Origin of the sequence: Pedobacter nototheniae (assembly GCF_004335085.1) — a bacterium.
In the GTDB taxonomy this organism is placed as follows: domain Bacteria; phylum Bacteroidota; class Bacteroidia; order Sphingobacteriales; family Sphingobacteriaceae; genus Pedobacter; species Pedobacter nototheniae.
Window position 1 is genome coordinate 160,216 of record NZ_RQRS01000001.1, and the last position, 15,033, is coordinate 175,248.

Annotated in this window: 15 protein-coding genes; all 15 read left to right on the top strand. The window is 34.6% G+C overall.

From position 1 onward, the window contains the following. The first annotated feature begins 10 nt into the window (after positions 1 to 10). The 15 genes from EHC72_RS00760 to EHC72_RS00830 all read left to right on the top strand — a co-directional run bounded on the left by EHC72_RS00760 (position 11) and on the right by EHC72_RS00830 (position 14,544). The gene (locus EHC72_RS00760) at positions 11 to 1,441 is read left to right on the top strand and encodes a GspE/PulE family protein (protein ID WP_131535568.1); all 1,431 of its coding nucleotides are present in this window, start codon (positions 11 to 13) and stop codon (positions 1,439 to 1,441) included. Further along, positions 1,442 to 3,400: a type II secretion system protein GspD gene (locus tag EHC72_RS00765; protein WP_131535569.1), complete on the top strand. Its 1,959-nt coding sequence runs from the start codon at positions 1,442 to 1,444 to the stop codon at positions 3,398 to 3,400. Between the two features lie 208 nt (positions 3,401 to 3,608). After that, the gene (locus tag EHC72_RS00770; RefSeq protein ID WP_165585747.1) at positions 3,609 to 4,595 is read left to right on the top strand and encodes a PilN domain-containing protein; all 987 of its coding nucleotides are present in this window, start codon (positions 3,609 to 3,611) and stop codon (positions 4,593 to 4,595) included. A 1-nt stretch (position 4,596) separates the two neighbouring features. After that, complete coding sequence (locus tag EHC72_RS00775) at positions 4,597 to 5,148, top strand: hypothetical protein (protein ID WP_131535571.1); 552 nt, start codon at positions 4,597 to 4,599, stop codon at positions 5,146 to 5,148. Between the two features lie 44 nt (positions 5,149 to 5,192). Beyond that, complete coding sequence (locus EHC72_RS00780; RefSeq protein WP_131535572.1) at positions 5,193 to 6,131, top strand: fibronectin type III domain-containing protein; 939 nt, start codon at positions 5,193 to 5,195, stop codon at positions 6,129 to 6,131. A 2-nt stretch (positions 6,132 to 6,133) separates the two neighbouring features. Then, positions 6,134 to 6,634 (top strand): hypothetical protein, encoded by a 501-nt coding sequence (locus EHC72_RS00785; protein ID WP_131535573.1) that lies wholly within the window; start codon positions 6,134 to 6,136, stop codon positions 6,632 to 6,634. An 18-nt stretch (positions 6,635 to 6,652) separates the two neighbouring features. Beyond that, positions 6,653 to 7,261: a toxin-antitoxin system YwqK family antitoxin gene (locus tag EHC72_RS00790; protein WP_131535574.1), complete on the top strand. Its 609-nt coding sequence runs from the start codon at positions 6,653 to 6,655 to the stop codon at positions 7,259 to 7,261. A 9-nt stretch (positions 7,262 to 7,270) separates the two neighbouring features. After that, the gene (locus tag EHC72_RS00795; protein WP_131535575.1) at positions 7,271 to 8,011 is read left to right on the top strand and encodes a hypothetical protein; all 741 of its coding nucleotides are present in this window, start codon (positions 7,271 to 7,273) and stop codon (positions 8,009 to 8,011) included. 8 nt (positions 8,012 to 8,019) lie between these two features. After that, complete coding sequence (locus tag EHC72_RS00800) at positions 8,020 to 9,012, top strand: hypothetical protein (RefSeq protein ID WP_131535576.1); 993 nt, start codon at positions 8,020 to 8,022, stop codon at positions 9,010 to 9,012. A 7-nt stretch (positions 9,013 to 9,019) separates the two neighbouring features. Next, entirely contained in the window at positions 9,020 to 10,084 is a 1,065-nt protein-coding gene (locus EHC72_RS00805; RefSeq protein ID WP_131535577.1) for a hypothetical protein, read from the top strand. Continuing rightward, positions 10,081 to 11,079, top strand: a complete 999-nt coding sequence (locus tag EHC72_RS00810; RefSeq protein ID WP_211660253.1) for a hypothetical protein — start codon at positions 10,081 to 10,083, stop codon at positions 11,077 to 11,079. The genes EHC72_RS00805 and EHC72_RS00810 overlap by 4 nt, the downstream gene beginning before the upstream one ends. A 22-nt stretch (positions 11,080 to 11,101) precedes the next feature. Continuing rightward, positions 11,102 to 12,043, top strand: a complete 942-nt coding sequence (locus EHC72_RS00815; RefSeq protein WP_131535578.1) for a hypothetical protein — start codon at positions 11,102 to 11,104, stop codon at positions 12,041 to 12,043. After that, the gene (locus EHC72_RS00820) at positions 12,040 to 12,963 is read left to right on the top strand and encodes a hypothetical protein (protein WP_131535579.1); all 924 of its coding nucleotides are present in this window, start codon (positions 12,040 to 12,042) and stop codon (positions 12,961 to 12,963) included. Before EHC72_RS00815 ends, EHC72_RS00820 begins: the two co-directional genes overlap by 4 nt. 2 nt (positions 12,964 to 12,965) lie before the next feature. Beyond that, entirely contained in the window at positions 12,966 to 13,910 is a 945-nt protein-coding gene (locus EHC72_RS00825; RefSeq protein WP_131535580.1) for a hypothetical protein, read from the top strand. Then, entirely contained in the window at positions 13,897 to 14,544 is a 648-nt protein-coding gene (locus EHC72_RS00830) for a hypothetical protein (RefSeq protein WP_131535581.1), read from the top strand. Before EHC72_RS00825 ends, EHC72_RS00830 begins: the two co-directional genes overlap by 14 nt. Positions 14,545 to 15,033: the final 489 nt, after the last annotated feature.

Below are 15,033 nucleotides of genomic sequence, written 5' to 3' on the forward strand. Positions count from 1 at the left end.
AATAGAGGGGATGGAAATTAAGTCTAAAATAGAACCGGAAATTATTCACATGGTAAGCAAAGACTTGGCTTGGAGTTATCATGTTGTACCTTTTAATGCGGATTCGGAATCTTTAAGCTTCTATTGTGTTGAAGATAAAGAAAAAGAGCTGTTTGATGAACTTGAAATTATTTTTGGAAAAAAAATAATTCTTGAAGGTTTGCCATTGCAAGATGTAGAACGGCTTCTATCCATTCATTATTATTCAGAAAATAGTAAAGTTAAAAATAATACACAGGCAGAAGTTATTGCCGCAAATGATGATTTTTTATCCCAGTTAATTGCAGAAGCAAGGCAACTTAAAAGTAGTGATATACATATCGAATCTTATGAAAATAAGTGTCGTGTAAGGGTTAGGATAGATGGGATGATGGTAGAACGTTATCAAATTAGAAAGGAAGATTACCCTGCATTAATTAACAAAATTAAAATCATGGCTAATCTGGATATCGCTGAGAAACGTTTACCTCAGGATGGCAGGATTAATTATAAAGCAGCAGGCTTATCATCTTTTGATATAAGAGTTTCAGTATTGCCAACTTTACATGGCGAAAAAATAGTACTCCGTTTGCTTAATAATAGCAGCACCGATATAGATTTGAATACATTGGGGTTATCCAAAACGGATATGGAACATTATATGCAGGGCGTTCAGCGGCCAAATGGAATCATATTGATAAGTGGGCCAACAGGTTCAGGAAAAACAACAACTCTCTATGCCACTTTAAAATTATTAAATAAATCTACTCGTAATATTTTAACGATTGAAGATCCGATTGAATATACATTAGAAGGTATAAACCAAGTGCAATTAAAGGAAAGTATAGGCCTGGGCTTTGCTTCAGCATTGCGTACTTTTTTAAGACAAGATCCTGATGTAATCATGGTAGGAGAGATTCGTGATCCTGAAACGGCAAATATGGCAATTAGGGCTGCCCTTACTGGGCACCTTGTACTTTCAACAATCCATACCAACTCTGCTTGGGGTACAGTTTCCAGGTTAATGGATATGGGAATACCCGGGTTCTTAGTTGCCAATACTTTAAACACAACTGTTGCACAGAGGTTATTACGTTTATTGTGCCCCAATTGCAAGGAAGAAGTAGATTTTGATTCAGCAAGTTATCCCAAGCAATTTAAGCCTCCTTTTACTGTATCTAAGCATCACATTGCGAAAGGTTGCACGGAATGTTTTTTTACCGGCTACAAAGGACGAAAAGCTGTATATGAAGTTATACCCGTTGATGCAGAACTTGCTTTTGAAATTAAACAGGGCAATATGTCTGTAGAAACACAACTAAAATCAAGAAACATTAAAACACTTTCAGAAAACGCATTTAATCTTTTTATGATGGGTGAAACCACATTAGAAGAAATATTTCCATTATTGTTATCTATCTAAATGAAAAATAGAATTGCCATTTTATTCGCCGCACTCCTTTGTATATTTATTGTTCAGGTTAATTCTGCATTTGCTCAATATCCAAATAGCGCAGAACGATTGAAAGTAATTGAGGAAAGATTAAGGAATCTTTCTGTAATGGTTCCAGGACTAAACCAAAAAGTAGAATTATCCATGGCTGGAGCTTCTGCTCAAGAATTTTTAAGAGCATTGGCCCAATCGAGTAATCTAAATATTAATGTAGATCCACTGATTAACTTTAAAGTTTATTCAAATTTTAAAGGCGAAACAGCACTAAATGTGCTTCTATTTATTTCTAAAGAATACGATTTGGATATAAATTTAATTGGGTCTATAATGTCTATTACAAAAGCTATTTCTCCGCGAGCCCCAGTGCCAGTGAAAGATATTAAAGTTAATTATATATCTGCTTCTGATAATTTAGGATTCGAATTAAATGGAGATTCTCTAAGCTTGGTAGCAAAAAAAATAAGTCAACTTTCGCAAAAGAATGTTGTTGTTCCAGTTGCATTACTTGGAAAGAAAGTGACTGCCTTTATTGCTGCAGCTCCTTTTGAATCAGCATTAGAAAAATTAGCATTCGCCAATGAGCTTAAACTAAATAAGACGAATGATAATGTCTATATTTTTCAACCTTTAGAAGAAGGAGAAGAACTTTATATTAATGGTGAAAATACAACTGCTGTAAAAAGATCTAACAAACTAATGGGTGCCTCTGGTGGATCATCTGTCGGGCAATCGGGAGGTTTTAATATTAGCAGTAGTAGAGATTCTAAAGGGAATAAAAGTATTAATGTTGATGCATTAAATACCCCAATTATTGACCTGATTAAGTCAGCATCAATAGAGGCTGGTGTTAATTATTTCATTTATTCTGATATTAGGGGCGCTGTAACTACTCATTTAAAAAGCATTACATACGATAGTTTTTTAACTGCATTATTTCAAGGATCAGACTTTACTTATAAGAAAGATAACGATGTTTATTTGATAGGAGATAGAAGGCTGGAAGGTTTGCGAGCCAATAGAATTGTTAAACTTCAGCACAGATCTATTGATACCGTTCAGGTAATGATCCCTTCTGAATGGAAAAAAGGTATTGAGATTAAAGAATTTCGTGAGCAAAACACGTTGCTTCTCTCAGGCTCAGCTCCACAAATAGAGGAAATAGAAAATTATATTCGTCAAATAGATAAAGTAATTCCAATGATTATGATTGAAGTTACTTTGGTGGATATTAGAAAAGGTAAAAGTGTTAAAACTGGGATAACAGCAGGAGTTTCTGATACCATTAAAACTGGCGGAACAATACTACCAGGAATTGATTATACATTTGGTTCTGGGTCTATTAACCGTTTATTATCTAAGCTTGGAAGTAACAATTCCATCAATTTAGGTAGAGTTACACCTAATTTTTATGTTAAACTTAATGCATTAGAAAATAATAGCAATGTAGAAATTAGGTCTGTCCCGAAATTGGCAACCTTAAACGGTCATAAAGCAAATTTAAGTATCGGAAGTTCCAGATATTATAGTCAGCGAACGCAAAATGTTATTCCCTCATTGAATGCGCAAACTGTAGTTACAGAGCAATTTACGGAAGTTAATGCAAATCTTGAAATTGAGATCAAACCTATTGTGTCAGGCGATGACCAGGTGACATTGAATATTGGGGTTAATATCTCTGATTTTATTGGAAACCCACCAGCTAATTCACCGCCACCAAAATCTACAAGTAAGTTTACCTCCATTATTCGGGCTAAAAACGAAGATATGATTGTGCTAGGAGGCTTGGAACGCACTGAAAGTAGTGAATCCGGATCTGGCGTACCAATACTATCCAGAATCCCAATTTTGAAATGGTTATTTAGTAGTCGCGAAAAATCTAATAACAAAGTAGTAACACTCGTATTTATCAAACCAATAATTATGTATTAGTATGGTATCTGCGATAACAAATAACTGTATTGGGGTAGAACTTAAACTGATTTCAGAAGGAGAATACAGTTGCAGATTTTGCTTAGTAAACAGGTTACAAAACAGCTTGGATATTAGTTCGAAAAAAATTGTTAAAGGATCCTTAGCCACAGTTATAGAATCTTTACCAAAAAATTTCCCCATCGCCTTATGTTTAACTGGGAAGGGGTTGTTAAATAAAATAATAAATGAAGATGGTATCCAAGATGACGAAAATAGTTTAAAAACTGCATTTCCAGGTATTGATTCAAAAGTATTTTACAAACAGATCTACCAGGAAAGTGCCTTGAAATTTTTTAGTATTGTTAGGCATTCTGTAGTCGATCCATTATTAGAAACATTTGAAAGGGCAGGTATAAAAATACTACAGCTTACACTCGGTCCCGTTGTAACTATTCAAATATGGAAGCAATTGAATATATATGGCCAAGAAATACGTTTTGATGGGCACTTGTTTATCTTATCCGACGAGAAAAAATTATCTGCTTATCAATACATTCCAAATAATAAAAATGAATTTTCAATTAAATTAGGACAAGAGTCAATAGAAGAAGAATATATTGTTGCTTACGCTACAGCTTTTCAATTGATTTTACATAATCAGGTTGATGTAATAGAGGCAAATGTTAATAAAATTAAGAAAGACTTTACGAAGCAGATTGAAAACTTTCGTCTAAAAAAGCAAGGTTTGGCTTTTATATTTTCTCTTTTTATTCTTCTACTATTAAGTTTTGGCATTTTTTCTTACTATAACACAGATAACGAACGGTTAAGCAAGTTAGTTGGGAGTAATATAACTTTTAAGGACAACGTTGAACAGCTTAATCAGCAAATTTCTGAAAATGAGGTTTTATTAAAAAAAATTGGCTGGAATGGAGGATATAATTATGGCTTTTTACTGAACGAATTGGGTAAAAGCATGCCTAAACAGTTGGTTTTAACTACTATTTCAATGAATGATTTTAAAACCGATGAAGAAAAATCAGCTTTGCAAACCAACATTAAAATTATGGGTAGCACAGATAATTTATCTGCCGTAAACAACTGGATTTTTTTATTGAAAGAAAAAAGCTGGATAAAATCAATTAAACTTTTGAAATACAATCAGCAGGAAGATAGTGATCTTTATCAATTTGATATATTATTAACGTATTAGGATGTTTGATAAACTTGATTATAGAAAGAAACAGATAGCACTTGCCTTTTCAGTTTTGCTATTACTTTATATTGCTTATCAATGCTCATTTAAAAATGCATTAGAGGCTTTTAGATTAAATAAGCAGCTAAGTAAAGAAAATATAAGTGCTTTAAGTGGAGAAGCAGGACAGCCCCAACTGGAAAGAAAAAGTGAGTTTTATTTAAAAGTTGTTAAAAGCTATAAAGTTAAAGGTGAAGACCATGAAAATTATCTCTGGCAGAGCCTTTCAGGAATGGCAATGGCTTGTCAGGTAAAGATTAGTTTTAACCAGGATACTCAAGCTAAGCAAGATACAACTGCCAATGTAGTATTGAAAAAGGTATTCTCTAATGAATTTAGTTTTACGGGGAACTATTTCAATCTAGTTAGATTGGCTGATACTTTAAGTAAAAGTACTGGGATTGGTAAAATTGCAAAACTTAAAATACACTTGAAAAAAAGTGATGGAACTACTGCCAATAAAAATCAACCACTTATAATGGATTTAGCTTTGAAAGGCTTAATACAATAATTTGAAAAGTTATTACCTATCTAAATAAATAATTACATGCATTTATGAAAAAATACCTCTTTTTAATCATTTTAAGTTCTTTCTTACTTTCTTGTAAAGAATTTATTGAACCGAGTCTTGAGCATCAAACAATTTCCCTGCTCGCTCCTCAAGATAAATTGGAAAGTAACAGTTATAACCAGATTTTTTGGTGGAATTTACATGAGGATGCTCTTAAATATCGTTTACAAATTGTTTCTCCAAAATTTGATGGCATTCAAAAACTTATATTGGATACACTTATTAAAAAGGATAAGTTTGCCTATACATTAGATCCTGGCATATATGAGTGGAGAGTACGTGCAGAAAACGGAAGTAGTCATACAGAATATGTATCCCGCTCTTTAACAATTTATTATGCTGCTTTAAAAGATCAGGAACTACAGGTAAGCAAGCCAGCAAATGATTTATATACAAATAGCCCAACTTTGCCATTTGAATGGCTTAAACTATTTGGAGCAACTAGATATAGAATCCAAATTGACAATAACAATTTTGCTGATGAAAATAATCTGGTATTAAATGCAACTACTGATAATCTTCTATATAATTACACACAGATTAAAGATGGTAAATTTCAAGCGAGAGTAAGGGCCGAAAATGCGACAGAAAACTCGAAATGGTCTACGGTTAAATCATTTACCTATGATACAAGTCCACCAGCAAAAGTTACACTTTCAGCTCCAGCCAACGGTCAAACAGTTTCCAAACCTGTTAAATTAACATGGATAGCCATAACCGATGCTGTAAAATATGAGGTAACTGCTTACAAAGACAATTCTACAATAGTATTTAGTAAAAGCTTTCCTGTTATAGTAAATACAAACAGTTATACATTTAATGAAGGCGTAAGTGGAGATAAAATAAGCTGGTCAGTAAAGGCTATAGATCAAGCAGGGAATATTGGAGCGGTAAGCGATTTATTTAGTTTTACGATTCAATAAAAATGAAAAATAAGAAGTTTACTTATTTGTTAATTGTATGCGTTTGTGCATTATGGGGTGTCATTTTTTATCAAATTTATTTGAGATTAAATAATAATGACGAGGATATAATTATAACTCAAAAAGTAAAGAAAGCTGCCTACTTTAATATTCCAGATCACTCTAAGGAACAATTAAGTTTAAACTTTGATTACAGAGATCCCTTTTCCGATACGGAAAATAAAACGGCTCCTACAATACAATCTAAAGGCATTTCTATTGAAAATAAATTTCTTGCCACCCAACCAATAATTAAGCCACAAGTAAACTGGCAGGGCATTTTATATACGGGATATATCAAAAATCCATCAACCAAGAAAAAAATAGTTTTGATGCAACTTAACGGAAAACAAATTATGCTGGCTGAAGGGCAAATAGTGGATGGTTTAAAATTGCTTAAATATGCTGGTGATTCGGTTAAAGTACAATATCAAAATTCAACTAAGTTTATTATTTTAAAATAGAATATGCGGTTAAATATCATGTTAACATTGCCATTCATTTTGGCGTCGATATCTGTTTCAGCACAAAAAGATAAGTATCATTTGGGTATGGAAAGTTATGAGCATACAGTAACCTTACCCGAAGAAAAAATTACTTTACATGTAGTAGAAGATAATCAACTGAGGAGTTATACCGATTTAAATAAAACCTATTATTGGTATAGCAATAACCAAATAAAGACAACCCAAGGTGGTTTTAGCGGCAAATTATTAGACGGGCGCTTTAGCAGATTCTATTTAAATAAAAATTTAAAAGAACTGGGTGAATTTAATGCTGGTTTAAAAACAGGAACATGGAAGAATTGGGCAGATAATGGAACCTTGCTAAAGGTAGTCTCCTATAAAAAGGGAACACCAAACGGAAAATTTTTCAATTATAAAGAGTCTGGTGCGCTGGCTGAAGAAGGAAAATACAAAGAAGGAAAAATAAATGGTTTATTTAAAAAATATATTAATCCAGATAGCGTGCAGATTTTGAAGTACAAAAATGGAATAATTGTAAATCAGCAACCTAGTAAAATAAGTAAATGGTTGAATGGTATTTTTCATAAAAAAATTAAAACAAAACCATCGAATAAACCTAAATAACAAAATGATATGAAATTAAAATCTTTATTGACACTCGCCTCTACATTATTCTCTCTCAACTCCTTTGCGCAAAGCAATACTTTTCCCACAACAGGAAATGTAGGAATTGGTACTGCTTCACCTACCTCCTTATTACAAATAGGTGATTTTAACACCTCTGTTGCTTCGAAAGCACTTCTTATACCTGGTGTTTACAATTTTGAACAGTTAAGGCTTGGTCAGTTGGGTAATGGCAATTCAGCATTGGAAATGATTAATCACCGTGATAGGGAAAGCTCTTATGGAATAAGATTGATGACTAATGTAGATGTTGCAGGAGGACTGCAGTTTCAATATGCTTTAACAACAAGTAGTTATGAATCGTTGAGTTATCAAACCACTATGTTTATGGATTTGAACGGAAGAGTAGGCATAGGAACACTTTCGCCCAAAGAAAAACTCTCTGTGAATGGCAATATTCGCGCTAAAGAAGTTAAGGTAGAAGCAACAGGCTGGCCTGATTATGTTTTTGAACCAGGTTATAAAATTGGAACACTGGAAGAATTGGAAAGTTACATCAAAGCCAATAAACACCTGCCAGATATGCCAGGAGCCAAAGAAATTGAAGCTAACGGCTTGCAATTAGGAGAGATGGTAAAATTGCAGCAAAAGAAGATAGAAGAATTGACCTTGTATTTGATTGAAAAGGATAAAGAGATGAAAGCTTTAAAACAAGAAGTAGATAATCTAAAACAAAGTAAGAACAAATAAAACCAGCCATGAAAAGATATATCATAATACCCCTATTGTTGATTCTGTTTGGATCATATGTTCAAGCCCAAACAAAGTCTTTTTGGGTAAAGGGCGATTTGGATAAATTTTATCCTGTAGCATTTCAAGATAAGAACTGGTATAACCATGTGCCTACCGAAGTTGAAATCGGCCGATCTGATGTTCATGCTGATGCCAATTGGAAAGGTTCCTTAATGGCCAGGTTTAGATTTCATAATACCTTCTGGGGAAACGGCGCTCGTTTTTGGGATGTAGATATTATGCAAGAAACAAATTCACATAATGGTACAAACTTTATTAATGTTCCATTTATAGCAGGTTATATGGATGCCACTGTTAGCGGTAGTGCTGATTTTGTTATCTGGCTAAGGGGAAATACCTCTTATAATTATCGCTCAAATGTAGAACAAAATCCTGTTGTGTATGATGGCGTTCAAAACCCTTTGCCCTACCAGCAAGTAAATGGCCCAGCACACGGCTTTAAAACCACAGTTGATAGCTATGTTAATTCTGCGGGGAAATCGGTGCAAGGATCCATCCAGTTATATGGTGCTGGCGTAAACTATATGAACGGTAGTTTAGGCATCGGCACCACCACGCCTGATGAAAAACTAGCTGTAAATGGTAAAATACATACACAGGAAGTACGGGTAGATATGAAAGGCTGGCCTGATTATGTTTTTGAACCAGGTTATAAAGTTGGAACACTGGAAGAATTGGAAAGTTACATTAAAGCCAACAAACACCTGCCAGATATGCCCGGAGCCAAAGAAATTGAGGCTAACGGCTTGCAATTAGGAGAGATGGTAAAATTGCAGCAAAAGAAGATAGAAGAATTGAGCTTGCATTTGATTGAGAAGGATAAAGAGCTGACGAAAAATAAAGAAGTCGCGAAATTACAAGGAGAGAAGCTTCAAAAATTAGAAGAGAGGCAAGAAAAGTTAGATATTATACTAAAAAAACTGACAGGGAAAAAATAACCTAGATATGAAACAAAAAATCTTATTAGCCTTCTCGTTATTAGCTGGCCCTTTGGCTATGGCACAAAACACATTTCCTAATAGTGGTAATGTAGGTATTGGTACTACAAGCCCTCAATACCTGATGCAAATGATGGGTGAGCATAACAGTACCCAATTTAATATGCGCTGGCCTCATGGAGATCCTCTTTATCAAGCAGACTTAATGCTGTGGGCAAGTGAACCAGGTATATCATATACTGGCGTCGGAATTGGGAATAATGTAATCAACGGCCCCTCTACTATCACCAGAATTTTAAATACTAAAGGAGCTTCGTATATGCGATTGTTAGACTCAGAGATTAGATTAAATGTTGTGCAGAGTAACGGAACAGATATAGCCGCATTAGCCATAAATCCTAACGGTAATGTAGGGATTGGTACTGCTTCACCTACCTCCTTATTACAAATAGGTGATTTTAACACCTCTGTTGCTTCGAAAGCACTTCTTATACCTGGTGTTTACAATTTTGAACAGTTAAGGCTTGGTCAGTTGGGTAATGGCAATTCAGCATTGGAAATGATTAATCACAATGATAGGGCAAGCTCTTATGGAATAAGATTGATGACTAATGTAGATGTTGCAGGAGGACTGCAGTTTCAATATGCTTTAACAACAAGTAGTTATGAATCGTTAAGTTATCAAACCACTATGTTTATGGATTTGAACGGAAGAGTAGGCATAGGAACACTTTCGCCCAAAGAAAAGCTCTCTGTAAATGGTAACATTCGCGCTAAAGAAGTTAAGGTAGAAGCAACAGGCTGGCCTGATTATGTTTTTGAGAAAAATTATCCTTTATTAAGCCTGGAAGCAACCGAAAAGCATATTAAAGAAAAAGGATACTTACCCGGCATGCCATCGGCAAAAGAAGTTGAACTTAATGGATTGGAACTTGGTGAAATGGTTAAGCAGCTTCTTAAAAAACAAGAAGAACTAACGCTTTATTTAATTCATCAGCAGAAAGAAATTCAAGCATTAAAAAAGAAAATAATTCAACAACAAAAACTCTTTCCAGCACGTAAAACAAAATGAAAAACTATCTAATTACAGCTCTTTTAGCATTTATGCTAATCAATCCATCTTTTGCATTCACAAAAGTTGAGAAGGTAAATAAAATACCATTATTTACCACTAATGAATATGAAACGTCTGTCACTTTCCCTGCAGGATATGCAATAGGTGATTATATCGAATTTGTCCGCGTTGATCCATATTCTGCAGGAGCTTCAGGATATTATAATATTTCAATATCTTACACAAGAGGTAACATAGCGGCAGCGGCAACCCATGTAGCAGCAATTTCACATGCGAATTCATCGCTTTGGCGCGAAACGGGGCGTATTAACGACAATCAATATGTTGATAGATACCGTAACTTTACAATAGATTGTAACGGAGATTATTATGGTGGTACACCTCGGTTTCGGGTAAGGGCGGTGAATACATACGGAGTTTCAGAACCAATTACTGTTTATATAAAAGTAACATCCATTAACTTTAACGGTACATTCACGCCTTTAAGTACTACAGGAAATGATTTAACGGTAACTAAGCTACAGCCCATGACTAATGAATGGGATTTATTTGTTGGTAATTTATACAGCACCGATGGCGCATCAATAGCTATAAAAGTCTTATCTAATGGTAATGTAGGCATCGGCACAACTACTCCAAAAGAAAAGCTCTCTGTAAATGGCAACATTCGCGCTAAAGAAGTTAAAGTAGAAACCAAAGACTGGCCTGATTATGTTTTCAAAAAAGATTATCCTTTATTAAGCTTGGAAGCAACCGAAAAGCATATTAAAGAGAAAGGATACTTACCCGGCATGCCATCGGCAAAAGAAGTTGAACTTAATGGATTGGAGCTTGGTGAAATGAATAAACGCTTATTGCAAAAGGTTGAAGAACTGACCTTGCATTTGATTGCTGAAAAGAGATATTCCAACCAAGCAATCAACAAATTAAATGCTAAACTATCTGAACAAAATATACGTCTTAAAAGCTTGGAAAGAAAAAATAAACATTAGTTCATATTTTAATACAAACAAAATGAAGTTTCAATATCGTATTTTATTACTCATTTTTTTATCTCTAAAAGTACTTTATGGATACTCTCAAACTGCAGAACAGCTTACTGTGAGTGATACCAGAAGCTCAAATGAGCTACCTGGAAACTATAATCAAATTGCCCGATTCGATTTTAAGTTTAAATCAGTTGTAGGTATTCTGGGTGATGGTTATTCAACAATGTTAACCATAGCACCTTGGTATGATGCTTCAGGAGGAGAAAATCATCAACTTAACTTTAGTAATAGCGGTATTTTGTACAGAACAGGATGGCATGGAAATGAAAACTGGAACGCATGGAAAAAATTAGTGCTCGCTAATATAAATGGATCTATTCAGGCTGATGGTGGTGGAGCAGGATTACAATTGAGACCAGCAGCAGCAGATCATGCTTATATAGAGTTTTATGCCCGGAGCATTAACCCAACTGCGAGGTCTGGATGGTTTGGATATGGAGGGCCAGGTACCAATAATTTATGGGTTGAGAATGAATTAGAAGGAGGGAATATTAGTATTCTCACCAATAAGGGATACATAGGTATAGATACTCAAACACCAAAAGAGAAGCTTTCCGTAAATGGCAACATTCGCGCTAAAGAAGTTAAAGTAGAAGCAACAGGCTGGCCAGATTATGTTTTTGCTAAGAATTATGTATTACCAACGCTTACCGAAACTGAAAAATACATTAATGAAAAAGGGCATTTACCGGGGATGCCATCTGCAAAAGAAGTTGAAAGCAATGGCTTAGCTATGAGTGAGATGTTTAAACTACAACAGCAAAAGATAGAAGAATTAACTATTTACCTTATAGAGAGTAAAAAGGAAGCAATACAGTTTAAAAGTGCACTAAAAGAATTGGACGATCAAAATAAAGCGCTTGAAAGAAAGGTTCTGAATATGCAGCATAAAAAATCAAAAAAATGAGATTTAAAAAGATATTAATACTACTTGGCTTTGTTTTACTTAAATTGGTTGCAATAGCTCAAACAGATATTGGTAATCAGAGTTTAACAAAATTATCTGTTTTCGAATATTACAATCATACCACGCCAGAATGGATTAAGCTTTTTAGGATTAAAAATTATGATAATACGATGGGTTTTTGGGGTAAAGGGGGTGCTACTGGCCGTTTATATTTTGTCGATTATCAGGGTAATGGTGGATCTTATATCGATTTCAGCTTCCCTCAATCCATTAATAGTAACCTTAAACCCATATTGATATTAAATGGAGCATCAGCAGATAAAATAGAATGGTATGCTTTCTCTGGAAATGATGGCCCAGGGCAAAATTATTATGATGTTTATATTAAAACGCCGGAATATCACCTTGGACTTACATTTTTAATCAGAGGGGGAGATTATAAGCCTTATTTTACAGCCGATAGCCAACCTGCAACTCAGGCAATATGGAATTATCAGCTCTCTCCTCAATCCTTTAATTATTATAGTGGTAATGGTAATGTAGGTATTGGTACAATAACACCAAAAGAAAAACTCTCTGTAAATGGAAACATTCGCGCTAAAGAAGTTAAAGTAGAAGCAACAGGCTGGCCAGATTATGTTTTTGCTAAGAACTATGTATTGCCAACCCTAGCAGAAACTGAAAAATATATTAAAGAAAAGGGATACTTACCCGGGATGCCTTCTGCTATGGAAGTTGAAAGCAATGGCTTAGCTATGAGTGAGATGTTTAAACTGCAGCAGAAAAAGATAGAAGAATTAACTATTTACTTAATTGATAAAGAAAAGCAGATAAATAATCAAAAAAGTAAGATTGAAATGTTGGAAAAGGATTTCAAAGATTTAAAGAGGATGTTAAACGAATACTTAGGTGAAAAATAGACATGAAAAAACTACTTTATATTTTAATTTTTGTCTGTATTGCAAAGAAAAATTTTGGACAGGAATTTCCAAAAACCATTTTTCTGGATGAAAGTACATTAATCAAAGAAACACAAACTACCATGGTTAATGATGTTACAGCCAATAAAAGCAGTTGCATGTTCCGGTCTTCAGGTAGTTATCAAAACACTATGTGGTGGGGGCCATATTTTCATGTTGCTGCAGGAAATTACCTGGTACAATTCAGGTTAAAAGTAGCATCAAATGCCTCTTCAAATGATATTTTATCATTAGACATCGTTGGCTCATCTGGTGGTTTCGTTTATAAAAGAGTTTCACTAAAGCCCAATATGTTTAAAACAAATAACGAGTGGCAATTAATTACAATCTCGCTTAGCTTACCCGAAAATGAGAGCGCGGTAGAGATTAGGGGAATTAATTTTCAACCTGGCTTAACTGATTTGTACTTTGATTATGTGCAACTTGTACCAAATGATAATGTTGGTTTATTAACGGATGAATTAACATTGGCAGGTAATGGCAATGTAGGCATCGGTACAACTACTCCAAAAGAAAAGCTCTCTGTAAATGGCAACATTCGCGCTAAAGAAGTTAAGGTAGAAACTACAGGATGGCCTGATTATGTATTTAAGAGTGATTATGTATTGCCAACCCTAGCAGAAACTGAAAAATACATTAATGAAAAGGGATACTTACCCGGAATGCCATCGGCAAAAGAAGTTGAACTTAATGGATTGGAGCTTGGTGAAATGAATAAACGCTTATTGCAAAAGGTTGAAGAACTGACATTGCATTTGATTGAGAAGGATAAAGAGTTAAGCAAAGAAAAGGAAATGAATAAAGTTCAAAACGAAAGACTGCAAACGATAGAAGCATTGTTAAAGAAAATAATCGAGAAAAATAATAACCATCATGAAAAAAATTAAACTCTTATTAGCCTTCTCGCTATTGGCTGGCCCAGTGGCTATGGCGCAAAACACCTTTCCAAATAGTGGTAATGTAGGCATTGGAACATTAAACCCGTCTTCGCAACTACAGGTTCAAGGAACAACAAACTATGCTTGGTTAACTCATTTTAGCAATACCGAAGCCAATGGTCACAATATGTATTTTGGTTATGGCAATTCGAATACAACCAATTACGGCTTATTGATTACGGGCGGAAGGAACCTGCCTGGACAATTGGATTTTGGAGTAGAAAATAAGTTCTATGTAATGGGCGATGGCAACGTCCTCATCGGCAAAACCTCCCAAACCAACCCCGCTTACAAACTCGATATTAACGGCAAAGCCCGCGCCAACGAAATTGTGGTCAACACCACCGGAGCCGATTTTGTATTCGAAAACAATTATGAATTACGCCCATTAACCGAAATAGAAACCTTTGTAAAGCAAAACAAGCACCTGCCCGAAATCCCAACAGCCAAAACCATGCAAGAAGAAGGCGTAGGTGTAAGCGAATTGCAAACCAAACTTTTGCAAAAAGTAGAAGAACTGACTTTGTACATCATCCAACAACAAAAAGAGATTGATGAGTTGAAGAAGAAGTTGAATAAGTAGGTGAGTTTAACGTGAGTTTTGGATGTAGATTATTGATTTTGAGCTAAAATTCACTTTCTGGTTAATGAAAAGGCTGCTTTTTGTCCTGGCCGGACGGGCTTTATTCTTTTTGGCATCAAAAAGAAACGAAAAATGCCGGCTGAAAATTTTTGTTTTTAAGTTTTTGCATGGGCTTGTTAGTGCATACCCAAAAATTTGTTAGGCCGGGTTAAAGTAGAACGAAGATTTTGTGCTTTGGCTTAGCTAGATGTAAATACATAAATCATGTTGAAAAGACCCAAACTAGTTAATTTACAGTTTTTAATACCCAAGAAAGAACTCGGCTTTGTTATACATAAGCCTTTTTGGTCTTGGCATACCTAAGGAAAGTATCAATGATATTAAATAGTGCCGATTTATACTGTTAAGTCAATAAAATTATCACTATCTCTTTCATATTCTTCAAATGGCATTAAAGTAGATGAACTAGCATCTAGAAGTTGGAATGAG